Source organism: Streptomyces sp. ISL-36, assembly GCF_018614205.1.
GTDB lineage: Bacteria > Actinomycetota > Actinomycetes > Streptomycetales > Streptomycetaceae > Streptomyces.
The window spans coordinates 1-26,342 of sequence record NZ_JAGGOS010000080.1; the positions used below are offsets into that span (position 1 = coordinate 1).

Here is a 26,342-nt window from a genome sequence, read left to right on the forward strand (position 1 = left end):
GGCCTCCCCGTCCGACGGGCCGGCCGCCGAAGCCGGCACCGCCGATGCCGACGACGCGGCTGGTGGCGCGTCCGCCGGGGCGAGTGCGGCGTGGGAGCGGGTGACGGCCGCCGCGGACGTGCTGCGCGACGAGCTCAACCGCCCGGGCCGGTATCACCAGGCGCGGGCGCGGGGCATCGTCGAGCGGCTGATGAAGGTGGAGCTCGGTGCGGCGCAGGAGACGGCGCTGGATGTGTGGGGGACCGTCTACGGGGTGGCCTCGGGGATCCTGCACGGCCGTGCGGCCCACGCCGGCGAGGCCGCCGTCCTGTACGCGGACATCCTCGGCGCGGCCCGCAACCTGCTGGTGCCGCTCCCGGACCGTGCGGCCCGTGTCCTGGAGCTGGTCGCCCTCCAACACCCGGAAGCCACCGAGGCGAAGGAGCTCGCCGGCTGGGCGGACCCGCGCGCCACCGACTACTTCTTCCGCTCCGGCCCGGCCACGGCGTGGCTGAACGTGCTGCAGGAGCACGCGCCGCACCTGCTGATGCCGGACGGGGCGGCCGGCGGACGGTGGCCGGCCGCCCCGTTCCTCGACCACGTCGCCGCCGCCGACCCGGATGCCGTCCGCACCTGGCTGAGCGAACCCGCCGACCAGGGTGCCCCCGGTGTCCTGCGGGCCCAGCAGATCGCCGCCACCGGCCGCCTCGCCCTTAACGCGCTGCTGGGCGTGGCCGTACGCCGCTGGGACGCCGTCGATGCCGCCCAGCTCCAGGCCGTGTTGGCCGGCCCCGGTGTCCGGGACGGGGGCGGCCTGGAGGTGGGGGCGACCCTGCGCCTGGCCGCGAGGTGGGCCCGCGCGGTTCCGCGCGCCGAGCGGACGGGGCAGTGGATCGGTGTGGTGGAGGAGCTGCTGACCGGCGCGGTCGAGGACGAGCACACCGGCCACCTGGCACTGCGGACCGTCGCCGAACACGCCGCCGCCGAGACACAGACCTCCGGCGGCGCCGCCGGGGAGCCTGCGGCGGCCGGTGTGGTGGACGAAAAGCAGATGCGCGAGCTGGCCGCCCTGGAAGGCGCGTCCCGTCTACCCGATCACGACGTCGCCATGCTGGTACGGGAGTTGGCATGCACCGCCTACCCGGCCGGCCACCGCGGCCCCGCGCACCGCAACATCGGCGCCGTCCGGGTGGTCCTGGCCAAACTGCTCGCCCACGACGTCGAGTTGACCGCCGAGGAGGCCCGGCCGGTCGTCTTCCACGCCGACCTGGACCGGGTGCGCCTCGGTGACACCGCGGCGTTCGGCGGGCCGCGGCTGGCGCGCGCCGTGCTGGACGTGGCCGCGGCGGACGCGGACGCCGGCACCGGCCTGGCCCAGCGCACCCGCCAGTTCCGGCGGGTGGCCGGCCTCGATGCCCGCCTCCACACCCGCCTGATGGCCGCGCACCTCGCCCACCGTCCACCGGCCGCCGGCGCCCTGGACGGCCAGGAATGGTGGCAGGAGGGCCTCGCGCTCGTCCCGCATGCCCTGGCCGCCGGTCCCGACCCGGAGCCGGCCCGCCTCGTCGAGCTGCTCCTCGCCGCCTGCCCGCCCGAGCACACAGCGCAGCTGGAGTCGGACGTCCGTACGGCCCTGGGCACCCCGCCGCCCGCCGCCCTGGTCGAGGAGGTGCTGCCCGCCGACGCCGACCAGGCCGACGGGAGGGCCAAGCCGCTCGCCGGCTGGCTGCGGGTGTGGGACTGGTCGCCCGTCCTGACCTCCACGGTCCTTCAGGGCTGGGAGCCGTTCCTCCAGGCGCTGCGCCGCCTGGAGTCCGCCGGCCCGTCCGACCCACGCGCCCAGGCCGTGCTGGAACCGAGCAAGACCACCACGGCCCTTCAGGCCGAGAACCTGGTGGAACTGGCGGCCGGACAAGGGCCGGTGGCCACCGCGGCCCGGATCGCCGCCGCCCCGGACGCCGGCGACGACGGGTACGCCATGGTGCTGCACCGCCTCGTCGCCGCCGACCCGGCCACCTGGACGACCGACGTGCCCGCCGTCCTGGCCGCCCTCAAGCTGCCGGAGCTCGCCGCGTTCTACCTCGCCGCGGCAGCCGCCCACGCCGACCACCCCGGCGCCTTCCCCTCCGGCGCGCTGCCGGCGGCCGTCGCCGCAGCGCTCGAGGTACGCCGCGGCCTCGGCGAGATCGCCCCCACCGTCGGCTCCGACGGCGTACGGCGCCGGCCCGCCGGGGTGTTCTTCGCCGACCAGGCGCTGTTCGACTTGCTCACCGCCGCCTGGCGCGCCGATGCCCTCGCCGGTGACCAGGACAAGGACGCCATGGCGTACCTGAAGGCACTGGTCACCCCGCTCACCCGCCCCGACGGGGCCACCGCCCCCGCCGCGGAGACCAAGGACGGCACCACCACCTCGGTCACCGCTACCCCGGCCCCGGCCGGCGGCCCGGGCGCCGCTGCTTCGGGAACCGCAGGAGAGGCGACGACGCCGACGCTGGTGGGATCGGATCCGGAAGTCCGGGCGCTGGGCTGCCTGCTGGAGTACGCCGTCCACCAGGCCCGGCCCGCCGGCGAGATGCCCGAGGACGTCCTGGACACGATCGCCGGCGTCCTCGCCGCGCACGCCGGCCAGGAGGCGGTGGCCACCGCGATCGGGGTGCACCTGCCGCCCCTGCACCGGTACGCGCCCGCGTTCGCCTCCGCCCACCGCACCGCCCTCTACGGGATCGAGCCCGGCCGGCCGTCGCCGGCCGCCTCCTGGCTGCGCTGGGGAGGCCCCGACGGGCAGCTCCTCGCCGCCCTGGACCGCGCCGAGCTCCTCGCCGCGCTGCGCGAGGTGCCCGGCGCCGCCGAGCACCTCGCGCACGCCCTCCTGGCCGACCCCGCCCTCCTGGGCGAACCCGCCGCCTGGTGGACCGAGTTGGCGGCCGGCCCCGGCGACGGCGTGGCCGCGGTCTCCCGCCTGCTGGAGGCGATCGCCGCCCGCACGCCGCACACCGGCGACGACGGCCCGCTCCCGCCGGCCGAGCAGACGCGGGTGGGGGCGGCGGTGGACCTGTGGCGGGCCGCGCTCGCGGCCGGCCTGCCACAGGGGGCGCTGGCCGGTGCGGGTGCCTTCGCGGACGCGGCCGTGGAGGAGACTGTGTGGCTGGAGCTGATGCGGGCGAGCGCTGAGCACTCCCCGGTCCTGACCGACGCCGATCTCGTCGCCGACCGCGCCGCCGCCCACCCCGACCGCGCCGACGCCCTGCTGCTGGCCGCGCTGCTGGTGGCCCAGGCGCCCGGGACGTGGCGGGAGACGGCCGTACGACGCAACGCCCGCGCCCTGCTGGACGCCGCAACCGCGCTGTCCCCCGGCGAACTCCCCCACGGGGTGGGGGAGTTGAGGGCGGCGCTGGTCAACGCGGGCGACGTCGGCGCCGCTGCCCGCCGGTGAGCCGCCCGGCGCCGCGCCCGGCCCACCGCGGCGCCGGCCGCAGCCGTTCACGAGTACGAGCACGAGCCTGAAGGGAGCCGACATGCTGGGAATCCGCGTCCACATCAAAGGGCCGGCCCGACAGAAGATCGGCGCCGAGCTGAAGAAGGCGTACGACAAGGGAGCCTCGGTGCGGACCCTCGCCCAGGGCTGCAACAGGTCCTACGGCTTCGTCCACCGCCTGCTCACCGAGGCCGGCACCACCATGTGCTCGCGCGGCGGCCCGAACAGTCGGAGCCGGACAGCCCGTTGACGCGTGACGCCACCCCGGATACGCCCCCGCGACGGCGTACGACGCGGGAACGCTGCTCCGGAACGGTTCCGGCCCCCGGCGACGTGATGTCACCGGGGGCCGGATCGTGGTAGCGGGGGCGGGATTTGAACCTGCGACCTCTGGGTTATGAGCCCAGCGAGCTACCGAGCTGCTCCACCCCGCGTCGGTCTGACCAGGGTAGTGGATGCCGGCGGGACCGGCGGGGTATTTCGCGCTGCGGCGCGGCGGAAGCTGCGTAGCGCGGTGCCGGCGGCGAGCGGGCATCCGGCCGGGGCAGCGGAGTTGAGGACGTCGCTGGACGGTTCTGGGCGTCGCCCGGGTCTGAACGGTCGTACGACCGCGTCGGGCAGCTGCTCCCGTTCGCACGACGGTCACCGGCTCGCGGTGCCGTGAGCCCGCCCAGCGGAGGCACGCTGATGGTCTGCGGGGCAGTGTCAGTCGAACGTCGTCGTCCGAGCGTCAGTGGCGCAGGCGCGGCGATCTGGTCATTGACACTGACGGGTGGCGCTCACTCCGTTGCTGGCATGAGTGACGAAGAGCCATGTCATTCTCACGCCGACCGCCACGAGGGCCGACCAAAGAAACCCGAGCACAAGAAAAACGAGCTCCGAATTAGATCCTGATATTCTGCTTCGCGACACAACGATTCACCTCTTTGGAGAACACCATCCGGAGAGGATCAGTACAGAATACCCAACACCCCACCAGAAAGCAGATAATGTAACGCGAGTGAATACACCAGAAATGTGCGCCGCTCTCGGTGAGTTACATAATCCCTCTGGTGTCTTCGGCCGGTGGATCTGAGTAGAGGGTGGATCTCTGGCCTGGGGCTTCGCGGAATGAGTGGTCGTGTTCGGGTCGGTGTTGCTCATTTGTTCTGAGTCGTACGGGAACGCCTTACACGGGTGAACTGGGGTTTCCTGGTTGTCGCTGTGTGCTGCGCAGGTTGGTTGAGCAGTGCGCAGTTTCGTTGGCCACCGATATGTGATGGCTATGGGGTGGGGTTGGTATGGCTATGGGGTGGGGTTGGTGTCGAGCCAGGTAGTGGGAAGGGGAGGCTCCGTGCCTGGTCTGGGTGCTGACTTCCGGCTTCCCTTCCTGTCCTTTCGGCGTGCCTGGATGTGTGATGAGGGCTGCGGAGGGGGTGGTTGGTAGCCGAGTTCGGTGAGCTCGGTGGGGCCTGGGGCGTAGGGGCTGTGCCGGTAGGGCCATCGCTCACGGGCGCGGGGGTTGCGGCCGGGTGTGTAGCTGACACGGTCGCCGAACCGGTCCGGGTACAGGGCGGGGTTCTCGAGCCAGGGCCGGCCCAGGAGGGAGGCGACGGCGGTGTGGAGGGGGTGGGTGTGTCCGGGGCGTTCGAGGACGTGGAGCGCACGGGGGTGGTGGGCGAAGAACTGGGCGAGGGTGATGGTCTCGGGATAGCTGACAGCTTCTCGGGCGAGGGCGTACCAGAGGCGGGCGCGCTTGTTGTTGCCGATGCGGCGGGCGCGTGCGGGCCAGATGCGTTCTTCTGAGGGTGCGGCGCGCCGCCAGTTCTCGGTGAGGTTCATGGCCAGGGTGAGGGCGTGGTCGGCGGCTGCGCCCCAGCGGCGGAGAAACCGGATGTGGAGGCGATGGGCGGCGAGGATTTCGGGGGTCCGTGTGAGGTCGGCGTGCTCGATGGGCAGCGCCATGCCGGCGAGGGTGTGGCGGCCGAGCATCCAGGTGTGGTGGCGGCGGCAGACGAGGCGGGTGTCGGGCAGGTACTGCGGGACGGGGTGGGGGTCGCCGGTGCGGGCGATCGTGCAGCGGGGGCAGCCGGTCACGGCGTGCGCAGAGGCCAGGCGGAGCCGGGCGCGGGCGGACTGCGGGTCGGGTTTGTCGCGGTAGCGGTTCCATTCGGGGAGCGCGTGGGCGAGGTGTTCGTCCGGGATGCCGGCGAACGCTGCGATCAGGCGGCGGCTGGGTGCGTTGAGGTAGAGCTCGATGCTGGTGTAGGGGCCGTGCGGCTGGGCGCAATCCTTGTTCGCCTGGGGCCGGGGGATGCCGAGGGCGTGGAGGAGTTCCGCGGTGGTCAGGTGATGTCGGCGTGCCAGGCGCTGGATGTACGAGGTGGTGGTCTCCCACTGCAAGGGGGCCACGCGCCAGATGCTGGGGTGCGGGAGGGCGTGGTGCGCGCGCGGCATCTCAGGTCTGTGCCGGTGGGCGCGCGGCCTGTTCGGCGAGTTCGTCGAGGTCAATGTCGTCGAGCAGCCGCTTGGTGATCTTCTCACTGCCGTCCAGGATGGCGGCGATCGCTGCTTCCCGGACGAGGGCGGAGAGGCTTCCGATGCGGCCGCCGGTGCGCTGGTGGAGGTAAGGGGCGTGCCGGGTGAGGGTGTCGGGGCGGTGTGCTTGGAGGCGTAGGGCTTGGTCCATGCCGCGGACCAGGCCTTCCCAGGCGGTGCGCTGTGTAGGGCTGCCGTACGCCAGCGGCGGGTTGCGCACCATCTTGAACCGTCCGGCGAGCTGCGCGCCGCGACTTCCCGTCAGGAGCGGGGAGGCCTCGATGGCGACGCCGGCGTAGACGAACGTTGCGGGGAGGCGCTCGCTGAGGTGCTTCATCTGGTCGGAGGTCTCAGCACCGATGCGGGTGCGGGTATTGAGCAGATGGACGTCGTCGACGAGAACGAGCTGGGTCGACAGATCACGTAGTGCACCGCAGACGATGTCGGTGATCCGTGCTTGGTTCATTGTCTTGCCGATGGGCAGGTCGAGGAACCGGGCCAGTTCGGACACGAGCATTTTCGGGGTCGCTGCCGGGGGGACGGACAGGAAGGCCACTGGCAGTCGCTCGTCGAAGCTGTTGTGGCGGGCCCGGTCGGCGAGGTGGAAGGACCGGCCGAGCTGCTGCAGGGTGGTGGTCTTTCCTGTGGTGGGCGGCCCGGAGATCAGTAGTCCTCGCCGGGCGGTGCCGTTGTGCCGCCAATTGAGGATCATGAGCCGGCGCAGGGTGAGGGAGATCTTGGCCATGGCCGGGGTGGAGAGGATCACGAATTGAGAGTGGTAATCCAGACGCTCCTCGGCGTTCCATGGTCCGGTCCCGGGCAGACAGGGTGGTTCGGTGTCGACGAACCGTGTCCATTCGCGCCAGGTCGTCGGTGACGCGTACGGGTTGTTGTCCGTCTCCTGGTCGGCGGCCGTCACCACTGCTGCGCCTCCTGGTGGGCGTCGAAGATGCTCCAGGCTCCGGCCGATGCTGCTGTGCCGGCGGAACCCGGGACAGGGGGCGTGTTCTCGTCCGCAGGCGGAAGGTGCTCGGCGGGGCCTATCGGCGGGTTGGTGTCCGCGGTCCGTCGCCGTGCGCGTCTGGTTCCTGCCCGCTGGCTCGGGACGTCGGCGAGGCTGCTGCCTTTATCGGAGTGGGTGGCGCTTGCTTGTCCTGTGTGGGCGCGGCGGAGTAACTCGTCCAGGTGACGGGCGAGGTGCTCTTCGTGCTCGGCCCGGTCCGTACGCCGTGTGGCCATGGTGCGGATGTGCCGCCAGGTGGTGTCGGTGAAGGGCTTCGACACCAGGCTCCGGTGGATCCACTCGGCCTGCGCCCAGCCGTCTGGGAGCCTGACCCAGCACTGCCAGGGCTCGTAGGGGTTGTGGTGGACTTCCCATTTGCCGTCCGCAGCGGGGGAGCGGTGCCGGTGTCCGTTGAGCGCGGGGCCGTCGTAGGTGCGGTACTCGAACCGGATGCCTTCGTCTGTGATCGCGCATCTGCGGGAGGGCAGCAGCTCGATCCAGTCTGCTCCGGTCAGAGGGATGGGTACGTGCCCCGCGATGCCGGTGAGCGCGGCCCACATCTCGTTGGGGGTGAGCGTCAGCCGAGGCATGAGGGGATGCCGCAGCCGCGCATGGCGCCGTTCCTACCACCCGCAGACGATCCACTCGTCCAGCAGGTCCTGCAGCTGAGGCATCGTCCAGCATGCCTCGTCCTCCACGTTGCTGCCGCGTGTGGCGAGGCGGTTTCCGGTGTAGCCGGCGACGTACTGAGCGAACAGCGTGCCGATCGCCCCGAAGCCCCGCTCCACCTGCCCCTTGGCGTGCCCGGACGCGGGGGGACACGGCTGGACGGTGATTCCTAGGTGTTCGGCGGCCGCGAGGAAGCAGCGGGACACGAACACTTTGCCCTGGTCGATGACCACGGTCGACGGCCGGATCACCGGCCTGGCCGCGGCCCCCTGCACGCGGGCGTCGATGGAGGCGAGCCGAGTGTAGGGGATGACGGAAGCGGCCATGGACAGGTACTCGGGCCAGTCGGGCCGCATCGGCTGCGGCACCAGCGTCTGGGCCAGGAGCACGGCTGCGTCCACTGCCTTGGTGCCCTTCGGGCGCAGGAGGGCGGCGGTGATGCTGCGGGTGGCCACGTCCACCGCCATGGTCAGCTCCGGCCGCCGCGCTTTCCCGTCCTCGCACACGACCATCACGTCCAGCAGAGTGCTGTCCATCATCACCATCTCCCCGGGCAGCGTCGCGGCCGTGGGAGTGAACACCGGCACCGGCCGGGACGTGCGTCGGCGCTGCCCTTCGGCCGTCAATGCCAGTCCTTCTTGCTCGGCGACCGCCCGTACCAGCCGGTTGAACGTGGCCACCGGGGGCACCGCTACCTTCGGCCCTTGGGTGTCTTCCAGCAGCCACCCCACCCGGTGCCGCAGCCGGCTCAATGTTCCAGTCGAACGCCCCTGCTGCTCCTCCAGCGTCTGCTTGATCGCGGCGACCACGCGTGGATCGGCACGCCCGAACACAGAGCGCTCCCGCTTCCTCCGGCCGTCGATGAGACCCCATACTCCCTGCGCGCGGTAGCGGGCTCGCATCCTGCGCACGGTGGCCACGCTGACCTGCTCTCCAGATGCGGTCAGTTCGGCGGCCTTGGCCGCCTCCCGCTGGGCGAGCCGGTACACGGCCGGGTCGTATCCGTCTCGAGGCAGCTGCTCCCGGCCGGGTCCGGGGTAACCGGTCTCGACTTCCAGGACGTGCCGCTCCCAGGCCAGGGCTCTGTCCCGGACCGCGGTGTCGCACGCGTCCAAGGGGCCGTGGACCGGTACACGCCGCTGCCCTGGCAAGGAGCGGTCCAGGATGGTGAAGTCCTGTGCGGCAAGCACGTGAGTGAGCAGGAGTACCTGCACACCTGCGCCTTCTTCGGCGACCAGACGGCAGCGGGGTCCGTCCAGACCGGCCAGGACGTGGGCCTGTCCGTCGAACCGGATCCGGTCCCCGACTTCGAGGACGCCCCATGGCCTCTTCATCGCCTCGCTCCTTCACGGTGAGGCCCGGCTGGCACGGCGACCACAGGGGTCTTCTCGCTCAGGACGTGGTCCCAGGCCATACTGAGCAGGCCGTGCCAGAGCCCGTGGTAGACGGCGGGCAGCGTTGCGATTGGATCCCCGAGCCGCAGCGCGCCCTCGAGCAGGGCGATAGGCGAGGCGAATGCCTTGCGCAGCCGGGCTGCAGGGATATCCACCGAGCATCGGGGATGCCGGTAGACCGACAGCCAGCGCCCGTTGGCCAGAGCCACCGGATCTGCGGCATCCGCGAACCGGTGCTCCCAGCCCGCGTCCTTCGCACACAAGCCGGCCACCCGCGCCCGGCTGGCAAGCCGTGCGGACGGTCCGCTGCTGCCAGGGCAGTCCACCAGACGGATGCCCCCGTCCGCCAAGACAATAGCCAGGTCAGGAGCGTGTGTGACGGTCCGCCCTCCTTCCTCCCACACGAACTCCACCGGACGGCTCACCATGCCTGTCACTTGCGGATCCCGATCGAGCATCATGACTACGTCCCGCATGGCTGCGCTCCCGTACCCCACCAGACGGCTCGTGGTCGCCGACCACCACCATCCCGGAGCCAACCGTCGGCCCCGCCGTAGTGGGAAGCTACGTACCATCGGGCATTCCATGAGGCACAGCCCTCCTGCAGCGCTTCGCCACGGCCTCTGGACCATGACCCCGTCCGGCCCGGCGAACCGCACGTCCACTTGCCGCAGATGCACGCTGGCCCCTCCCATCGACCCCAGTGGTCCACTGGACCCAAGCCAGCCTCCGTCTGATCAAAAACGAATCGGCCAGCCTGCGCAGTGCGCATATGGACCGAGCCACACGATGCCGTGAAGCCTCTCCTGACCCACCCGCACCCGCCTCCAGACTCTGCTAGAGACCCCTGCGGAACCGGTGTACTGGTGGCTTGACGCCCGCCCAGGCAGGAGCGTTTCCCAGACGTAGAAAGGATGATCAGGCGGCACTGTCGGTGCTGGACGGCCGGACGTCTGGCGCGGGTCCGTCAGTGATCTGACTTAGCGTGCGCGCAAGGGTGGGCAGGACTTCGTGGTAAAGCGTTTCGTGTTCGCAACCGTCGCCGCCGCTTGCAGCGATTGCGGCGGCCAGGGCGCGCAGGGAGAGCGGTCCAGTGGCTGCGAGCCGCTCGGCGAGTTTTCGGTTCGCTTCCCTCTTTTCGGGTTTCTGGCGGTACTTCGTTCCCTGCCGGTACAGGTCGACGTCCATGCCGACGGGGGTGATGGGCCGGCCGATGCGTTCGGTGAGGTTGGCGATGATCTGGATGCCATGGGCGTCCAGGTCCTGCCAAGCGGCCACCGGCAGCGGTGCCATGGCCTTGAGGAAAGCGGCCAGGCCGTGCGTGGCGTAGCCAGCGCCCCATACACACAGCCACTGGTCTGCGACATCGGGGAGTTTGCACACCTGGGCGAAGGCGTCCTCGTTCTCGACCAGGAGCACGCCCACCGCTGAGCTGTCGATGAGCCCGAGGCTGCGCAGGCCGCCTGCGGGCAGGCCCAGCCAGGGGCGGCAGGCTGCGGCGTCGGCGATGACGGTATCGACGCGCCAGCGCAGGGGCCCGCGCATGCGCAGCTCGGTGTCGGTCTCTTCCACCGCCTGATCAAAGGGGCGGCCGACGAGGTTGGCGAACGCCTGCCGGCGTTGCGCTGTCCACGTGTACTTGGTGTCGCGCATGCTCTTGCCCGCCAGGACCTTGGCGGTCATCGGCTGCGGGTGGGACTGGGCGGCCCACCACACCGCGGCGGACCTGACGGCCACCTCGTACACCCGCCAGTCCTCGGTTCCGGTGGTGCTGCCCGCGGGGACCTGCAGTGTGCGGGCGGGGACGGTGGCGGCCAGCAAGGCGTGTTCGCTCGCGAGCTGGGGAATGCCTGCCATGGCGTGCAGCAGTTCGGCGTGCAGCCGTGAGGGGTCGGGGTGGCCTCGCAGCTGGGCGAGCTTGTCCTCTCTCAGCGATGCCCAGGACGGGGTCAGCTGCCAGGAGTCGGGGGTGAATCCGGTGGTCTGCACGACCTTGCAGCGCAGGACGACGGCGCCACAGCGGATGAGCGACACGGTCGTGCGCCACGCCTCTTCCTGGCCGAAGTCGGCCTGGATGGTGGTCCACCGCTTGCGGCTCCGGGTGGTCAGGACCTTGATCAGGTCACGGTCGGTCAGGCCGGCCGGCGGGTCGTAGGCGGGGACCGGGTCGGAGGCGATGAGGTCGACGACGGCGGGGTTGACGCGTCGTTTGCGGTCCACGGGTACGCGGGTGAGGACCTCGTCGCCGTCTTTTCGGGTGCGGGGCACGGTGACGGCGATGATCCCGGAGGGAAGTCCGTGCAGGGGCACTTCCCGCCGGCCGTGAGCTTCGCTGACCAGTAGGGCGGGGCGGGGGAGTGGGACGGTGGGCTCAGGCATGGGAGCGTCCTGCGGTGATCCAGTCGGCAGTCAGTTCCACGCGCTTGCGGTCGGAATCGTGTCCCCAGGTACGGGTGGGCTGGTTGTAGGCGTCGGAGGAGGAGGCGTGGACGAACCACAGCAGTTCGTCGCACACATCGGAGGCATCCACCAGCACACTGTCCTGGCAGGTGCCCAGGATGGTCAGGTGCTGGCGGCGCGCCACGTCCCGCAGCGCAGCGAGCATGTCCTTGCGGTTGACCTCGCCCAGGCTGTTGCCGAGCTCGTCCAGGATCAACACCCGCCCCCTGGTCTCGGCGTCGGCCAGTACCGCAGCCAGGACCAGCTGGATGGCGTGCACCTTCACCTGGGCGCCGTTGGCGTTCTCCCGGTAGTGCACGAAGGCGCCGCGCGGGGAGCGTTTCCAGCGCGGTGTCACCTGCCACCGCCAGGGCCTGGCGCCCTCGGGCCGCACGCTGGTGTAGTCCAGGCGTGCACCGTCACCGCCCCGCTGCAGGTCCAACGCATTGAAGGCGTCGCTGATCTGTGCGAACAGCACTTCGACGTGATGTTCGATCATGTCGTGCAGAGCCTGGAGAGTGTGCCCGCTGCGCTCTGCCGCACGAGTGAGCTTGGCCAAAGCCTCCTCGCGCAAGGAGCGGCCGGAGGTGATCCGGGCGGCTTCGACGGCATCCTTGTCGGAGTGGCCGTCCAGCCGGGTCTGCAACGGAGCGGCCACCTCGTCGAAGCCCGTGCGCGGCAGCGCGGACGCCTCCTCCTCCGCGAAGGCGTCCCGCAGGCGTTGCGCCAGGAGCAGGTCCTCGTCGACGACGCCGGCCACAGCTCCGGCCGGCAGACCGTAGTGCTCGTACGCGTTCCGCAGATGATCCTCGACGTTCCGCCGCAGGCGGCCGGGCCGGGGCACCGGTGTGCCGGGGGCGGTGACCTCCAGGAGTTCGGCTGCCTCCTCGGCGGGGGCGCCCCACAAACGCTGCCACTGCGGGTAGGAGATCTCGGCACGGGCTCTGCCCAGCGCGGTGTGCTCCTTGGCCCGCTCCTTGTATGTCTTGGCGGCCGCGTCCCGGGTGAGCTTCGCGGTCGTCACCGCCTGGGCGTGGGCCGTCAGTGCGTTTTGGGCCTGTTCCCACGCGTCGTGGCGCTCCTCCTCTGCGCTCCGGGCGGCGGTGGTTTTGCCGTCGGCCTCGGCGATCGTTTCGTCCAAGGAGAAGACCTGTTCTTCCAGGGCGGCCAGATCCCGCGCCGCCACGGCTGCCTTGTGCTCGATCTCGGCGACCTCGAACTCGGACTCAGCCGCGGCAAGGCCCTCAGCCGCCGTAGACACCTCGTCCTCGCAGCGGCGGCGGTGCGCGACGGCCTGTGCCACGCGGGCATCCCGTCCGGCGATCGGAGCCTGGAAGCCGCCGACGACCGCCAACGACAGCCCTGCGTCGTAGGCCGCGGGCGGGGCGTCCAGAGCCGTCGTGCGCTCCTGCAAAGTGCAGAAGAACCCGGCCAGCGCCCTGCCACTGCGCACACCCGGAGGCAGGGCACCCCCGCCACTGCCCGTCCCGTCGGCGGGGTCGGCGGCGACGACTTGGGCACCAGGCAGGCCGCGCAGAATTTCCCGGGCGCGTTCTGCCTGCCCGCACGGCACTACCACGGCGTCGCGCCAGGGCCACAGGCGCGCCTCCCACTGCGCACGGGCCGACTCCTCCAGCTGCAGCTGGTCCATCAGCCCTGCGGCGTTGACGCCGTGGCCGTCGAGGATCTCCAAGGCCTGGCCCGCGGCCCCGCTGCGTCCCTGCCGGGCCGCTTCCTCCAGCCGCTGAGCCCTGGACAGGGCGCTGTCTGTGCCGTCCTTCTGCTGCCGCGCCGAATACAGCACGTCTCTGGCGGCTTCCAGAGCGCTGTGGGCATCAGGGACCGGCGATCCCCGCCATACACCCGCGCTCGGCCGAAGGGGGGCCATACTCTGACGGATGACGTCCCGCCGGGTAGCCGCCGATGTCCTTTGTGCGGCGGCCTGCTCGGTGACCTGCTTGGCGTCCACCCACACCTGGCGGGCGGCGGCCGCTGCCGCGGCCAGTCCGGTGGCCGCCGTCAGCTCGCGCAGCTTCTCCTCGGCACCGCCGAGCAGCTCCTGCGCCTGCACCACCTGCTGCTCTTTCTCCTCTAGGTCCGCTGCCAGTTTCCGGTCGGCCTGGGCTGCCTCCAGGTAGCAGGCAGCCAGATAGCGCCGCCACGCATGGCTTCCGTCCTCCAGCGCGGTACGGGCAGCAGCACGTGCCCGCACGCCCTCCAGTACTGCCTCTTCGTCCGCCAAGGCCAGTGCGTGCTCGTCGCGCGCCTTCTCCAGCTGCGCAGCGTGCTCGAGCGCCTTGCCGCGGCGGGCAGCCTCCTGCTCCAGCAGATGAGTCATACCGGACAGGGCGATCAGGGCCTCTCCGATGTCATGCGGTTCCATCGCGGTCATCTGCTGGCTCAGCAGCGAGGGAACCGCCGGGCGCAGCGGCGTGTCGAGGTAGGTCAGGCATCGCGGTGCGTTGCCGTAGAGGGCATCGGCCATGCGGTGTGCCGACAGCCTGCTCGCACTGCCCAGCTCCTGCCAGAGAGCGTCTGCCTGCGCCGCCCGCTCGGCATCGTCGGCCGCATCGGCCACATGGATGCCTTCGGCCCAGTTGGCCAGGACGTATGGGGCGGACGCGGCGATGCGCACCCACACCGTCAGCGCTCCTTGCAGGGTGCCACTCGCAGCGAGTGCCTCGCGCCCGCCGGATGCGTCGGGCCTGTCGTGTGCGAAGACGCCGACCACGTAGCCGTGCGAGGCGGCTGGAATCTGCTGGGCCCGGTCCACCCCGGCCGCGTCGGGCTTGAACAGGATTCCGCTGGCGTCCCGCCCGTGGTTGGATTCCAACCGCCACTGGGGATCGGCCAACAGCAGCGAGACCGCGATGAGGAACGAGGTCTTGCCCGAGCCGTTGGAGTCGTCCTTCGGGCCCATCCCGGACACGGCGACGAACGTCTCGGGCACTACCGGCACCGCGTGAGTGGTCAGTCGGGCGATATCGAACGTCTGGACCGCCACCAGATGACGGTCACCGACGATGCCGCGGTGCTCGACGAGCTCGGGCAGTCCCTCCTGCCCGCCCTCGTCCTCGTCCGGCTTCTCGGTGCCGCGCTCGTGCCAGATGCCGTTCATCGTTCCTGTCCTTCCTGGCTGGCGACGCGGGCCCGGCGCCGCCAGATCGACTCGGCCATGACTCCCTGCGGCTCGGCCAGCAGCACCAACTGCTCGAACAGGTCGGCCTGGGCCGCCGGCGTCAGCCGCAGCAACTGGCTGCCTAGTACGATCCCCGAACCCGTTGTCCGCACTAGGTCGGCTGCGGTGAGACGGCTCAGCGCGGCATCCACAACCCGGTCGGGGACCGTGGACTGCTTCAGCCGCTCCCTGCTCACCGGCACCCCCTGGGTCCACAGGGCCTGCGGCAGGACACTGCCGCCGGCGCGGGGGGAAGCGACGCTGAACAGCAGCACCAGCGTCAGCACGGCCCGATCTTCACGGGGCAGGACACCGACACCCTCATCGGCCAGCCGCGCTCTGACCGTGTCGTCGTAGCCGGACAGAAATCCCTCTCCTACACCGAGCAGCGTCCGGCCCGAAGCGGCGAGTACCTCCTCGACCACCCTGCGCAGCGGCACCTCCGCCAACGCCCGAAAACGCGCCGCAGGCACCGGCAGCCGCGCGGTCTCCACCGCACACACCGCTGCCCGCACCTCTGCACGGCGCTGCTCCGACAGCGCCTCCAGATACCGCACTTCCATGCCTAGCTCTCCTCCACCCGGCAGGGCAGCAGGTCGTAACCGCGCCGCAATTCATCGACATCCCGCTCGCTCCACGCAGCCACCACCGGCCCCAGCCGCACCATGCCGTCCCCGGCGTCGGCGGCCAGGTAGCCGCACGCACGCAGGACCCGCAGCGCACTGCGATACGCCGATGTCTGGGCGATCAGCGCCATGCCCTCCCGCAGCAGACCGTCCCCCGGCGGAACGCAGGCCGCCAGCACGTCCTCCTCGGCCACCGCGCCCCCCGGATACAGGGCGAGCTCGGGATCGGGCCAGCACAGGCGCACAGCAGCTCCCAGCGTCAGCAACTGCGACGGCGCTGCCTCCCGGTGCGTCAGCGGATCGCCCAGTACACCACTGACCGGCTCCACGTCCGGCGCCCACCGCACCATGACCGCCGGGCCGCCGACCGCTTCCACATCGACAAGACGCCGCTGCACACCATCGGCGGCCCGCCGCAGCGCCGACAGCCCATCGGCCCCACCCGCTGGTGCCAGCGGCACGACCCGTACGGCCCGAGCCCGGGCCAGCAGATAGGCATCCTCGTTCATACCGGACCCTCCTGCACGGCCGAAGAGTCTCCGCCCACCGCACCCGACACATCCTGCGGCAGCCGGTACAAGGACAGCGGACTGGCATAGGTGACCGCCCCAGCCGGATCGACGAGGGCCTCCTCGCCGATCTCCACGAAGAACGGCGTCGCCGGGTCCGCAGACGCCTGCAGCAGATCCACCACCGTGGCAATCGCCGCACGCCATGGCAACGCCCCCAGCGTCGCCGTCAGGTTAGCCTCCTGCCCGCCCCTGACCAGCGAATTCATCGACGCCGAACGCCGTCGGCGTAGCAGCAAGGCCTTCTCCCGCGCCGCTTCCACCGGATCAGGGCCTGGCGGAAGCGGCGCCGGCCGCGCCGGCCGCCGTCGCGGGACCGGTGGCCGCCGCTCCCCGGCGGCCACGAGCATCTGCGCTGCAGTGATCTCCACGCTGGCGGGATCAAACACCGTGGCAGCAAACACGTCCGCCAGGGCGTCCACTGGTGCGCTCAAGGCCGCCGAAAGATACTGTTCCGGCAGCAGCATGCTGAAGTCGCGCCGGGCGCGCACCTGTTGCAGCAGCCGGTCGGAGAACTCATCCACGGCCGCCGAATAGCGAAGCGCCTCATCGATCAACCGGGTCCCCGACGCTCTCAGCCGTGGAAAGCGACTGCTGATGGCTTTGACCAATTGCCTCGCATGGTCCAGCAACGCGGCCTTGGACTGGTGGTGGTGGCGTTCACCCACCAGCTCTTCGATGGGCTTGGACCGTACCAGCCGCAGCAGATGCGCGGTGGTGATGGACAGGTCACGCCGCACCCGCCGAAGCCGGTTGGCCAGTTGCTCCTCACTCAGCAAGCCCTGTGCCAGGCCGACCTGTGTACGGTCCAGCAGAGTCATGATCTCCTCGACACCGCCGGCTTCCGCCAGCCGTTCGAAGACCAACAAGGCCGCACCGCTGGTCGGACTGAAGACGTAGCGCCCCTCGTAGGCTTTGCCCCGGGCCTGCTCCAGCATCCCCAGCCCCACAAAGACCCGGAACCGGGCATCAAACGCCTCTCCCGAGGCCACCGGAGCACACGCTGCCGCGATCTCCGACCGGGTCAGCCCCCGATCGGAGGCAAGATCCCCGAACGCATCGTGAATCGCCTCAGCCAGCTGCAACGCCACAGGATCGTCGGAGACCGCACCGGCCGTCGATGCCACCGGCGCAATAAAAGGCCGCACGAAGTCCAACCGGCCATCGCGAGCCCCAGTAGCGGCACCATCGAACAGATCACCCTGCTCGAAGCCGCTCTCCTGTTCAGACAAGCTCCCCCCATAACCTGCCAGGCACCCCCGCACCCTCTTCCCAGGGGACTGAACCTATCCGCTACAGGCGACTCCTGTTGCCATGTCGTCAATATCCCCGCATACACAACGGATAGCGCAAAACCTCTGCTTGTCAGGCGCTGCAGCGCACTGCCGAATGCCCCCGAAGGTGGAGAGGCTTCGCGATGACGTCGGCCATGGTCACACCAGTCGAGTCTCCCGCCCCCTCGCTCAGCAAGCTGTGCCGTGCTGTTCCCTGACCAGGTGGAGGCAGTCGCTCGGCTGGTACGGCATCTGCACCGTCCGGGGGGCCGGGGGTAGGGGAGGGGCAGGACCAGATGGGTTCGACGTGTCGGCGTTCGAGCTGGCGGTGATGGACGAGGCACACCGGATCGCCGGTAGGGCGGACAAGAGGTGGGCGATCGTCAAAAACGCGCAGTGGCTCCGTGCGGAGCCCCGCCTCTACGCGACCGCCACCCCGCGGATCTTCGCCGCCCGGCGCTTGGCCGAGTCCGCCGACCTCACGCGCCCGCGACGGCGCGCCCCAGAACCGGAGCTGGGCGTGGACGCGTTCGCCAACTCCATGGACAACGAGGCCGTCTACGGCAAGGAGGGCTTCGAGTACCCGCTGGCGCAGGCAGTGGCCGACGGCCGTGCCGCGGACTACCGAACCCTTCAGCACGCGGGCATAGACCCCAGGCCAGGACCTTTGCCCCGGCCGACAGCTCCCCCCCGTGAGGGGTCCGGCCGGTTCCTCATTACGCCGTAGTAGGGGCACTTTCTCCAGGTTTTCCGCTGGCTCAGAGGCTCGACCGTCCCAGTGTTACGTGCAGTGGAGCCAAGGAGAGGACAGCCTTCGGCGGCTGAGCCGGCCCACTGCCCTACGGGGTTCTGCGTTGGCGCCAGCCAGGGTCGAATGGAGGCGCGGGACGTGGCGAGGGGTCGCTCTGATCACGGTCGTTGAGGCCCATCATCTGGTCGAGGAGCCACAGCATCCGCAGGAACCGTACGACGGCCAGTGCCATCGAGGCTTCGAAGATGAAGCGTGCCGAGTGGGAGTCAGTCGTATCGTCTAGGCCCTGTGCGGTTAGGCAGCCCATGCAGACAAGGGCGGTGGCCACGATGAGGGCCTTCCAGTTGCGGCGCAGCTCGTCTTGGTAGTGCCGGCGAACGGCTCGGATTCGTTCGCCGTTGCTGGACAGATAGATGGAGATAGCGATGGAACTCAGGCCGCCGATGGCGGACACGACGCCCGCTGCACTGCCGTACAGCGAAACGCGCTGCTCGGATTCGATCCACGAGAGCCAATCGCCCATTCCCCGCACACGCACGATGAGGACGTGTGCGGAGACCAGCAGAAGGGCGATGAGATAGTCCCACCACACGGTTTCGGACCACCGGTCGACGACGGACTCCCGTACGCTCACCGTACTGCCCCCTATCAAGTATTAGCCCAGGTCAGCCCCCACCGCTGCCCGCAGCTCGCCCTCGTGCTCGGCTGCCACGTCAAGGATCGCATCCACCGCTGACAAGATCCGGATGGAGTTGCCCTGGTCGTCGACGGCAGAGACGCGTCGCTTCGCCGTGATGTGGTGTTCTGTCAGCTCCACCAGGCGACTGCGCTCCTGGCCGTCGGCTTCCGCGAACACCAGCCGGGCTCGAGCGCGGTCGGCGGCCCCCGGTGCCACAGGCGCGATGTCTCGGAGGTCGTCCAGCAAGGCATGCCGGTCTTCGTCCCGGCCCCCTCCCCGAGGCACGCTGATGATCATCGTGACGTTGATATCCCCGTAGGACGCGTGCACCTGACGCAGGAACTTCGCCAGCCTGCCAGCGCGGCCCTGCAGCGCCGAGACCTTGTGGTTACGATCTTGATCTCGATACGAGACGCTCCCTGCGCAGTGCCCAGCCGCTCGACCTCCGCTTTCGACAGCAGCGGCCGGACGGCGAGTCGAGACTCAGGAAACAGCCGAAGCTCGTTGAGCCACGTCTCGAGCCCCTTGTGGGTCGGTGCAGACACCGAGCCCTGCATGATGCCGACCACGTTCGCGAACGGCAGGAAACAGATTGCCGAGGTGTCCACGAATCCGCGAATGGCGTTCTGCTCCAGCTCATGCCACTGGCCCGTATTCCAGTCCATCCTGCTAAGCCACTCGGTCGCGTCCTTGACCCGGTGCAGCAAGAGATGGTCCTGCCCGCGGGCGGTAGCCACCGACCCGACCAAGGTCGTCTCCTTGTCGATCATCCGCTCCTGCACCGTGGCGGTGGCGAGATCACTCAGAGCCTTGTCCCACTCCATCTGAGGCACCCGAGACTGCTCTGCACCCGCAGTCGTGACGACCTCGAAGAAGGAGATCGTTCGCTCGGGCATGCGTCGGATGGAGGCCATTTCGTCTCCTCGGTCGTGCGCACCTCACCTCGCCACGGGATGCGTGAAGAAGGTGAACAGGATTACGCGCGGGCTGGATAGGCATATGACGCTAGCACCCCGAGTAACCCTCGAATGGCTCATCGTGAAGGCTGCATGACAGGCCATGCCTCAATCGGCGCGGAGTGTAGTCGAGCCAAGACCAAATAGGTTGATATGCGTGACTTGTAGAGCGCATGGTGGATGCTGAGCAGGCCCCTCTGCTGGTGCCTTCGGTTATGCGCAGCGACCGTTCGCGAGCGTTGCCTCCTGTGAACCCGAACATGCTCCGACCACATCACCTACACATGCCCGGCCCCAGAGAATGGCGGGGGATGATGTGGTTCATGGTCACACGGGTCGAGTCCGCTGGTTCCCGCCATGCCGAGGGTGCTGAGCGTCCAGTGTTGCGTCCAGACCAGGAACAAGGCCTCGTGGCCGCGGTCCGCCATCTGCGCCGCCCGCATACCCGAGCCTTGTACGTGGCGGCGACGGGGACAGGTAAGACGCTGGTGTCGATCCGGGCCGCGGACGAGCTCGCAGCGCGTCTGATCCTGGTCGTCGTTCCGACGCTGGACCTGGCCACGCAGACCGCGCTCGCCTGGCGCCGCGACGGCCACCTGGAGCACATGGTGATCGTGTCCTCGATGGACACCGCCGCACACGACGCGCTCGCCGCCCGCAAGGTGGGCTCCACGAGCAGCCCCCAGGCGCTGGCCGCACTCATGTCCGTGGTGGGGGAGGGGGAACACCAGCTTCCCGCCCTGACGGTGATCTCCACCTACGACTCCCTCGACAAGATCGAGGCGGCGCAGCACACCCGCTACGCCGTGCCCCCGTTCGATCTCGCGATCATGGACGAGGCCCACCGGATCGCCGGCCGAGCGGACAAGAAGTGGGCCGCGATCAACGATGCTGCCCGGATCCATGCCGACCGCCGCCTCTACATGACCGCCACCCCCCGCAGCTTCACCGCCCCCGACCTCACCGACTCCGCGAACACCGCCCGCCGCCGGCCGCGCCCCGTACCCGAATCCGCAGCGGACGCGGCGGCGAACAGCATGGACAACGAGACCGTCTACGGGAAGAAGGTCTTCGAATACCCCCTGGCACAGGCCATCACCGACGGCGTCGCCGCGGACTACCGCATCGTGATCCCCACCGTCACCGACACCGAGCTCCGCGCCCGCCTCAACCTCCCGGCCCCCGGCACACCCATCAGGCAGGGCTCACAACCCGAGGACGCGCTGCGCACCACAACACTCCACCTCGCCGTCCTGAACGCCATGGCGAAACACGCCATGAACCGGGTCCTGATCTTCTTCCACCTCGTCGAAGACTCCATCCGCTTCACCCGCGAACTACCCCACACCCTGCGACGCCTCCGAACAGCCGACCCCCACTGCTTCCCCGGCCTCAACCCCGACGTCTTCCACATCCACGGCGAGCACACCGCCGACGAACGCACCAGCATCTTCGCCCGCTTCGCCGCCTCACCCCGCGCAATCCTCACCAACGCCAAAGTGATCGCCGAAGGCATCGACATCCCCAGCGTCGACGCCGTCGTCTTCGCCGACCCCACCAGCAGCATCACCCGCTGCGTCCAAGGCCTCGGCCGCGCCCTGCGCCTGGACGTCTCCGGCAAGACCGCCAGCCTCGTCGTCCCCGTCTACATCCCGCCCAGCGACGACCCCCACAACATCCTCGGCACCCCCTACGAACCCGTCTGGGCCATCACCACCGCCCTCGCCAGCCACGACCACCGCATCCTCGAACGCCTCCCCAACAAGACCAACCGCCTCACCACCGAAACCAGCCGCCTCATCCAGCACCGCTGGCACTTCGACTACACGATCCACCCCGAACGCATCGCCCAAGCGATGGACCTCATCGCCTTCAACCCCCGCGGCGCCCTCACCCGCACCCGCCGCGAAGGCCTCGCCTCCGCCCAGGCGTTCCACGACACCTACGGCCACCTCGACGTCCCCACCGACCACACCGACCCCGCAGGCTTCGAACTCGGCCGCTTCATCACCACCATGCGCGACGCCGCAAGCGCCGGCCGACTCGAGGCCGACTGGATCGCCGAACTCGACGCGCTCGGCATGATCTGGGACAAACACGACGCAGCCTGGCGCGCCCGCCTCACCCAGGCAGCCGACTACCACCAAGCCCACGGTCACCTCGCCGCCCCCGCCACCACCCCGATCGGCGCCTGGCTCGCCGAACAGCGCCATCTCGTCGCCCAAGGCCGCCTCGACCCCGCCCGCGCCGCCGACCTCACCGCCATCGACCCCCACTGGCAGCTCCCGCACGGCCCGGACTGGCACCGCAAGTACCACCAGGTGCGCCGCCACCTCGAAACCGGCCGCCCCCTCACCCCCGACACCCACGCCGGAAGCGTCAACCTCGGCAGCTGGACCATCCGGCAGCTCACCGCCTGGAGCACCCTCAGCCCCGGCCAGCACCGTCTCCTGACCGCCCTCGGCCTCACCCCTACCACCAGCACCCTCACCCCCCGCCCCAGCACCCGGCGGACCTTCCAGGAGACGGTCCAGATCCTCGAACTCTTCCTCCACCGCGAACGCCGCGTCCCCGCCGCCCGCGAGACCGTCACGGTCGACGGCGACACCGTCAAGATCGGCCCCTGGTTCGCCAAGGCCCGCACCAAGATGCGGTCCGGCCAGCTCAAAGCCGACCAGGCGCAGCTCGTCGCCGCCCTCTTCGACGGCGACTGGACCGACGAGAATCCCGCTCCCGCCTTCCTCTGACCGCCCACAAACAGCAGATCAACGCCCCGCGCACCCTCGGACCCGGCGAGCTGAACACCACCCCCGTCACGGGCCCCGGCAACGGGCCCGCCGGTGGCGTGAACCGGCCCTTCCGGCCATCTTGGGCAACTGGCTATCCTCTACGGCACCACGTGCTTCGTCTGCGCGTGCCACGGCTCAGACCCACCTCTGGCCGAAGGCGAACCTGAGCGGCCGCTCGGAAGGCGTGAACAGCGGTGCCCGCAGACGTGACCGTGACGTCCCGCGCACCTGGCACGCCGGGGTGGGACGGCGCAGCCAGCGCGCAGGAGCTGTCATGACCCGGAACATCACCCACCAGCAGCGCATCGCCAGGGATCTGAACGCTGCCGTGGGATGCGGCTACCAGGAAGCACTGCGCCGCGTCAGGCAAGCCGCAGCCGCCGGCCGCCTGCCCACCCCCCTCGACGCCCAGGGACGAGCAGCTGCCGTCCACCTCCTGACCCGTGAAGCCACGACCGCGGGCGCCATCCGGACAACACCCGCCACCAGCCCTCTGCCCACGACACAGCCTCCCGTGCCGCCGCGGTGCCTGTGGCCGTGGGGCGCGGACGCCGCCGCGCTTGCATCCCTTGCTCCGGGGATGGTGACGGCACTGGTGTCACTGCCGACGGCCGGCCGCTCCACCCTGGCGCTGAACGTCGCCCTGCACAACGCACAGCAGCGCATCGGCGCCCTGTTCACCTCCGGGGAGATCACCAGCAATGCCCTGGCCCAGAAGGTCATCGCCGCCCTATACGGGTTCGACGTACGTTCGCAGGTCCCTCCCGGCGGCTGGGAGACGTTCAAGGCCACCGCGGTGCCCGAACTCGACGCCACCCCTCTGCTCCGGCACGGCGCGCGAGTGGGTACCAGCGCGCGCGACAGCCTTCGAGCCGGTCTGCTGGCCGCAGCCCGCAGAAGCTTCACGCTCAGGCTGTGGGTCGTCGACTCCCTCTGGCACTTCAGCGACTTCACCGACCAGGGGCGCGACACCGCCGCGACCATGGCAGAACTCCGCTCCCTGGCCCGCGCATACAACTTGGCCATCCTGGTTACTTCGCAGGTCGTCACCGGAGACCCAGACGACCCTGACGTCCCGGTCACCGCCGCGCACCTGCCGGCTGGCATGGCCGACTACAGCGACCGGGTCCTTGTCCTGGACCGGCCAGGCGCCCAGGGCGGCTGGGTCCCCGCCCCCTACCCTTCCATGGCGATTCTGCGCCGGGTGACTGGCCCGGGACCCGCGATTGAACTCGAGCTGGAGCCGGAACACTGCCGCTTCGTCTCCCTCTGAGGGCCTTCCCGCTGCCGGCCTGGCCCTGACCATCTCCTCAGAGTCAGGCCGACGCGACCGGGACCGATACCAGCGGGGCGGCGAAACCGTCACCGGCGCATGCGGCCGGCACCGCTGGGTCGTGGAGAGAACCGCGGCCTGGCTGGCCGGCTGCCGAAGGCTTCACCGACGCTACGAACGCAAGGCCGAACACTTCCTCGCCTTCGTCGGCACAGCCGCGACTCTGATCGGCTACCGCCGCCTGAGCGCCCTGCTCATGGCCTGAGCCGGTCCTGTTGCACGTCGAAGCAGACCAGCCCCATGCTCTCCGCCACGGCTGCCGCATAGGCCGACGCCTCCTCAGCCATGCTGAATCGCATGGGGAAGTAGATCAGTGGCCCGCTGGCTTCGTTGATCAGCGGGCCGGTCGACCAGGGGGTGGTGTCCTCGTCGTCCTCGGTGAGGTCGCACCACCGCTCAAGCAGCACGGCGACGTATGCCGCGATGCGTTCGGACGGAGGCTCTTCCGTCCCACTGTCGATGTATCGGTCGTAGAGGTCGCTGAAGACCTGGCCGGCGGTCTTGTCATCCGTCGGCCTCTCACCTTCCCAGACAGCAAGGTCGTAACTCATGCCCGGAGACTCTCATGCCGCTCCGACAGCCATAAGAAACGGCGTCTGACCGGTTACTTGCCTGGAACAACCCCGTAGCCACCCCGGCCAGAGCAAATATCCGGCCGGGCCTGTGCAGCCTGCCTCATAGGCTGGTCTCGACAAGCCACTTGACGCTTGCCGCATCACAGCACGAAGGGGTGGAGAAGCGCATGCTCGACTTGGACGACCTGGTGAACCGGGTGGTCAACCCGGACGTACGGCCGCTGGTGAAGGAAGCACACCGCTGCTACACCACCGGCGCCGCCCGAGCCGCGATCGTGCTGACCTGGACCGCGACGTGCGCGGACCTCATCCACAAGATCGAGGTCCTCAAGGAAGAAGGCGAAGCCGACGCACGCGCCCTGGTCCAGAACGTCGAGCGCGCCCAGAAGCCCGGCGAGCCCGATGCCGTACCTCTCATGCTCAACGTCGAGAAGACCATCCTGGACGTCGCGGAGAAGCTGGAACTCATCGATCGCACCCACAGGACACAGCTCGAACGACTGCGCGAGGACCGGCACCTGTGCGCCCATCCCTCCCTGCGCCCCATGGGCGAGCTGTACGTCCCGACATCCGAGTACGCCCGCGCCCATCTCGTAGCGGCCCTCGACGCGGTCCTCGTCCACCAGCCCAGCCAAGGCCAAAGGGTCCTCAACAGCTTCATCGCCCACGCCGCCGATCCCGCGTTCACGTTCGAAGCAGGCTACCTCGGCCACACCTTCTTCGACCGGGTCCGCCCCGCTTCCCGCGCGAAGCTGGTCGACTTCGCCGCCAAGTTCGCCCTGCTGCAAATCGAGGACGACAGGATGGCTCTCGCAGCACCGATGTTCGCCGACCGGATGGCACAGTGCCTGCGCCTGTTCGCCGACCGAGACCAGCCCCTGAGCGCGGAACACCTAGGCCGCCACATGTCCCGGCTGGAGCAGGCGGAACCCGCGATCCAGCTTGCCGCTCTCGGCCGCCTGGGCGACCTCCCGGCCTTCTGGAAAGCCCTGCCCGAGCACATGCGCACGCTCTACAACACCAAGATCACGACCATCGCCGCCCAGACCGTGACGAACGGCTACCTCCGGCCCGACGAGACCAGAACCCTCGCTCTCGTGACCCACCCCGAGGTCCGAACGAGCCTGCCTGCCCTGGAGAGCGCATTTGCGGCGCTCCCGGTAGCCGAACAGGCCCGCGTGATCGGGGCCCGGCCTGATCCCTACTTCCTCCCGTACCTGCCCGGACTGCTCACCGCCGTGGGCAACTTCGATCAGGGCGAATTCGTCGCAAGCGTCGCCATCCTGCCCAGCGCCGGCCTGCTGAGCCTGGAGGACACCAAGGCAATCCTCAGGGCATGGTGGGACAACGAGAAAGGTCAGACCTGGGGTCGTAACATGCCCGCCTACCTCGTGGCGCTCTACTTCTTCACCGCTCACCTCGGCGAAGCGAGGGATGTGGTCTGGAAGGCCTACCTCGAGGAGCTCCGGCCGCTCCCGGACACGTTCAACGCCATCGCCCGCGGTACGGGCCTTGCGGAGGAGATCGCCCCTGGATGACCACCGCGGCCGTGCCGTCCCATCCGGCGTAGCAGCGGCTCTTCACCGGTGCCCTGCGAACTCGCACGCTCCCCAACACCCCGTCCTCGTCGAATGGTTCACCGGAGACCCCGACGCCGTGACCATCACTCGCATTACCTGGCTCGAGACCACCCCCTGACCACCCCTGACGGGATGATCCAGAGCACGCTAGAGAATGCGGGACAACCGGGATAACTGCCCAACGAACTGAACGGACATCAACTCCCCACCACCTTTGCCGTGCTCTCCATGCCAGCAGGCACCACACCAGAATCCGGATCCTCCCAAACTCTTCAGCGAAGGAAACAGCCCAGCCCCTTCCTCCTAGCCAGCCACCCCGCGAAGCGGGGAAATGGTCCGGGAGCGCAGCGGACGGACCATCAAGGCCTCGGGAACCGAGGCCGCCTGAGACCGCGTCAGCGGGCTCAAGCCCGTGAGCGCAGCGAACGGGGTCCTGGCTCGAAGCGCAGCGCAGAGCCAGGCCCCCACCGCGCAGCGGTGGGGCAGCACTTCCGCTTCACCCTGCGCGCAGCGCAGGGTCTCCCTGGGATGCTGCGCAGCAGCATCTTACCCGCTC

20 protein-coding genes, 1 tRNA gene and 1 pseudogene are annotated in these 26,342 nt (G+C 69.8%); 7 read left to right on the plus strand and 15 right to left on the minus strand.

Annotated elements, in window-relative coordinates; genetic code table 11:
- Together J7E93_RS20950 and J7E93_RS20955 are read left to right on the plus strand one after the other, a co-directional pair.
- On the plus strand, nt 1-3,412 hold a 3,412-nt coding region (locus tag J7E93_RS20950), incomplete at its 5' end, for a hypothetical protein (RefSeq protein WP_215071454.1).
- A gap of 82 nt (nt 3,413-3,494) precedes the next feature.
- The gene (locus J7E93_RS20955; RefSeq protein WP_215071455.1) at nt 3,495-3,704 is read left to right on the plus strand and encodes a helix-turn-helix domain-containing protein; all 210 of its coding nucleotides are present in this window, start codon (nt 3,495-3,497) and stop codon (nt 3,702-3,704) included.
- Between the two features lie 107 nt (nt 3,705-3,811).
- Here J7E93_RS20955 and J7E93_RS20960 read toward each other — a convergent pair.
- From J7E93_RS20960 to J7E93_RS21005, 11 genes are all read right to left on the minus strand, one after another.
- A tRNA-Met gene (locus tag J7E93_RS20960) sits at nt 3,812-3,888 on the minus strand.
- 850 nt (nt 3,889-4,738) lie between these two features.
- A complete protein-coding gene (locus J7E93_RS20965; protein ID WP_215071456.1) occupies nt 4,739-5,845 on the minus strand; it encodes a TniQ family protein in 1,107 nt (368 codons plus the stop codon).
- Nucleotides 5,846-5,891: 46 nt separating this feature from the next.
- Entirely contained in the window at nt 5,892-6,893 is a 1,002-nt protein-coding gene (locus tag J7E93_RS20970) for a TniB family NTP-binding protein (RefSeq protein ID WP_308368731.1), read from the minus strand.
- On the minus strand, nt 6,887-7,564 hold the full coding sequence (locus tag J7E93_RS37235; protein WP_251066855.1) for a hypothetical protein: 678 nt from the start codon (nt 7,562-7,564) through the stop codon (nt 6,887-6,889). The genes J7E93_RS20970 and J7E93_RS37235 overlap by 7 nt, the downstream gene beginning before the upstream one ends.
- A 33-nt stretch (nt 7,565-7,597) precedes the next feature.
- Nucleotides 7,598-8,977 carry a hypothetical protein gene (locus J7E93_RS20975; protein WP_251066856.1) on the minus strand — a complete coding sequence of 460 codons (1,380 nt, stop codon included), beginning with the start codon at nt 8,975-8,977 and terminating at the stop codon, nt 7,598-7,600.
- On the minus strand, nt 8,974-9,732 hold the full coding sequence (locus J7E93_RS20980) for a TnsA-like heteromeric transposase endonuclease subunit (RefSeq protein WP_308368732.1): 759 nt from the start codon (nt 9,730-9,732) through the stop codon (nt 8,974-8,976). Before J7E93_RS20980 ends, J7E93_RS20975 begins: the two co-directional genes overlap by 4 nt.
- A 223-nt stretch (nt 9,733-9,955) precedes the next feature.
- Nucleotides 9,956-11,416 (minus strand): Wadjet anti-phage system protein JetD domain-containing protein, encoded by a 1,461-nt coding sequence (locus tag J7E93_RS20985; RefSeq protein ID WP_215071457.1) that lies wholly within the window; start codon nt 11,414-11,416, stop codon nt 9,956-9,958.
- A complete protein-coding gene (locus J7E93_RS20990; RefSeq protein WP_215071458.1) occupies nt 11,409-14,594 on the minus strand; it encodes a hypothetical protein in 3,186 nt (1,061 codons plus the stop codon). Before J7E93_RS20990 ends, J7E93_RS20985 begins: the two co-directional genes overlap by 8 nt.
- On the minus strand, nt 14,591-15,217 hold the full coding sequence (locus J7E93_RS20995; RefSeq protein ID WP_215071459.1) for a hypothetical protein: 627 nt from the start codon (nt 15,215-15,217) through the stop codon (nt 14,591-14,593). Before J7E93_RS20995 ends, J7E93_RS20990 begins: the two co-directional genes overlap by 4 nt.
- A 2-nt stretch (nt 15,218-15,219) precedes the next feature.
- Nucleotides 15,220-15,789, minus strand: a complete 570-nt coding sequence (locus tag J7E93_RS21000; protein WP_215071460.1) for a hypothetical protein — start codon at nt 15,787-15,789, stop codon at nt 15,220-15,222.
- Nucleotides 15,786-17,081: a hypothetical protein gene (locus tag J7E93_RS21005; RefSeq protein ID WP_251066858.1), complete on the minus strand. Its 1,296-nt coding sequence runs from the start codon at nt 17,079-17,081 to the stop codon at nt 15,786-15,788. Before J7E93_RS21005 ends, J7E93_RS21000 begins: the two co-directional genes overlap by 4 nt.
- A gap of 349 nt (nt 17,082-17,430) precedes the next feature.
- Here J7E93_RS21005 and J7E93_RS21010 point away from each other — a divergent pair, with 349 nt between their 5' ends.
- Nucleotides 17,431-17,850 (plus strand): hypothetical protein, encoded by a 420-nt coding sequence (locus J7E93_RS21010; protein WP_251066859.1) that lies wholly within the window; start codon nt 17,431-17,433, stop codon nt 17,848-17,850.
- Between the two features lie 112 nt (nt 17,851-17,962).
- Here the strand turns inward: J7E93_RS21010 and J7E93_RS21015 are convergent, their stop codons facing one another.
- From J7E93_RS21015 to J7E93_RS37245, 3 genes are read right to left on the minus strand one after another with little or no spacing between them, the layout of a single operon-like run.
- On the minus strand, nt 17,963-18,508 hold the full coding sequence (locus J7E93_RS21015; RefSeq protein ID WP_215071462.1) for a hypothetical protein: 546 nt from the start codon (nt 18,506-18,508) through the stop codon (nt 17,963-17,965).
- 21 nt (nt 18,509-18,529) lie between these two features.
- Entirely contained in the window at nt 18,530-18,850 is a 321-nt protein-coding gene (locus tag J7E93_RS37240; RefSeq protein ID WP_251066860.1) for a hypothetical protein, read from the minus strand.
- Entirely contained in the window at nt 18,847-19,467 is a 621-nt protein-coding gene (locus J7E93_RS37245) for a hypothetical protein (protein WP_251066861.1), read from the minus strand. Before J7E93_RS37245 ends, J7E93_RS37240 begins: the two co-directional genes overlap by 4 nt.
- Nucleotides 19,468-19,832: 365 nt before the next feature.
- Between J7E93_RS37245 and J7E93_RS21025 the strand changes: the two genes are divergently transcribed.
- The 3 genes and pseudogenes from J7E93_RS21025 to J7E93_RS21035 form a co-directional block, all read left to right on the plus strand.
- Nucleotides 19,833-22,256, plus strand: coding sequence for a DEAD/DEAH box helicase (locus J7E93_RS21025; RefSeq protein ID WP_215071463.1), 2,424 nt, complete (start codon nt 19,833-19,835; stop codon nt 22,254-22,256).
- A 316-nt stretch (nt 22,257-22,572) separates the two neighbouring features.
- Nucleotides 22,573-23,571 (plus strand): AAA family ATPase, encoded by a 999-nt coding sequence (locus J7E93_RS21030; protein WP_215071464.1) that lies wholly within the window; start codon nt 22,573-22,575, stop codon nt 23,569-23,571.
- A gap of 100 nt (nt 23,572-23,671) precedes the next feature.
- Nucleotides 23,672-23,836 (plus strand): annotated as a pseudogene (locus tag J7E93_RS21035) (IS5/IS1182 family transposase); the annotation flags it as partial.
- On the opposite strand, the gene J7E93_RS21040 reads toward J7E93_RS21035, so the two are convergent.
- Nucleotides 23,826-24,182 carry a hypothetical protein gene (locus J7E93_RS21040; RefSeq protein WP_215071465.1) on the minus strand — a complete coding sequence of 119 codons (357 nt, stop codon included), beginning with the start codon at nt 24,180-24,182 and terminating at the stop codon, nt 23,826-23,828. The pseudogene J7E93_RS21035 and the gene J7E93_RS21040 sit on opposite strands and share 11 nt — an antisense overlap.
- Before the next feature lie 191 nt (nt 24,183-24,373).
- Here J7E93_RS21040 and J7E93_RS21045 point away from each other — a divergent pair, with 191 nt between their 5' ends.
- On the plus strand, nt 24,374-25,744 hold the full coding sequence (locus J7E93_RS21045) for a hypothetical protein (RefSeq protein ID WP_215071466.1): 1,371 nt from the start codon (nt 24,374-24,376) through the stop codon (nt 25,742-25,744).
- Nucleotides 25,745-26,342 lie beyond the last annotated feature (598 nt).

What these genes read in the sequence shown, in the direction of transcription:
- J7E93_RS37235 (WP_251066855.1), bottom strand. Translation starts at nt 7,564, where the DNA reads ATGCCTCGGCTGACGCTCACCCCCAACGAGATGTGGGCCGCGCTCACC.
- J7E93_RS20990 (WP_215071458.1), bottom strand. Translation starts at nt 14,594, where the DNA reads ATGAACGGCATCTGGCACGAGCGCGGCACCGAGAAGCCGGACGAGGAC.
- J7E93_RS20980 (WP_308368732.1), bottom strand. Translation starts at nt 9,732, where the DNA reads ATGGGAGGGGCCAGCGTGCATCTGCGGCAAGTGGACGTGCGGTTCGCC.
- J7E93_RS21000 (WP_215071460.1), bottom strand. Translation starts at nt 15,789, where the DNA reads ATGAACGAGGATGCCTATCTGCTGGCCCGGGCTCGGGCCGTACGGGTC.
- J7E93_RS20955 (WP_215071455.1), top strand. Translation starts at nt 3,495, where the DNA reads ATGCTGGGAATCCGCGTCCACATCAAAGGGCCGGCCCGACAGAAGATC.
- J7E93_RS21030 (WP_215071464.1), top strand. Translation starts at nt 22,573, where the DNA reads ATGACCCGGAACATCACCCACCAGCAGCGCATCGCCAGGGATCTGAAC.
- J7E93_RS20995 (WP_215071459.1), bottom strand. Translation starts at nt 15,217, where the DNA reads ATGGAAGTGCGGTATCTGGAGGCGCTGTCGGAGCAGCGCCGTGCAGAG.
- J7E93_RS20985 (WP_215071457.1), bottom strand. Translation starts at nt 11,416, where the DNA reads ATGCCTGAGCCCACCGTCCCACTCCCCCGCCCCGCCCTACTGGTCAGC.
- J7E93_RS37240 (WP_251066860.1), bottom strand. Translation starts at nt 18,850, where the DNA reads ATGATCATCAGCGTGCCTCGGGGAGGGGGCCGGGACGAAGACCGGCAT.
- J7E93_RS20975 (WP_251066856.1), bottom strand. Translation starts at nt 8,977, where the DNA reads ATGAAGAGGCCATGGGGCGTCCTCGAAGTCGGGGACCGGATCCGGTTC.
- J7E93_RS21045 (WP_215071466.1), top strand. Translation starts at nt 24,374, where the DNA reads ATGCTCGACTTGGACGACCTGGTGAACCGGGTGGTCAACCCGGACGTA.
- J7E93_RS21040 (WP_215071465.1), bottom strand. Translation starts at nt 24,182, where the DNA reads ATGAGTTACGACCTTGCTGTCTGGGAAGGTGAGAGGCCGACGGATGAC.
- J7E93_RS37245 (WP_251066861.1), bottom strand. Translation starts at nt 19,467, where the DNA reads ATGGCCTCCATCCGACGCATGCCCGAGCGAACGATCTCCTTCTTCGAG.
- J7E93_RS21025 (WP_215071463.1), top strand. Translation starts at nt 19,833, where the DNA reads ATGGTCACACGGGTCGAGTCCGCTGGTTCCCGCCATGCCGAGGGTGCT.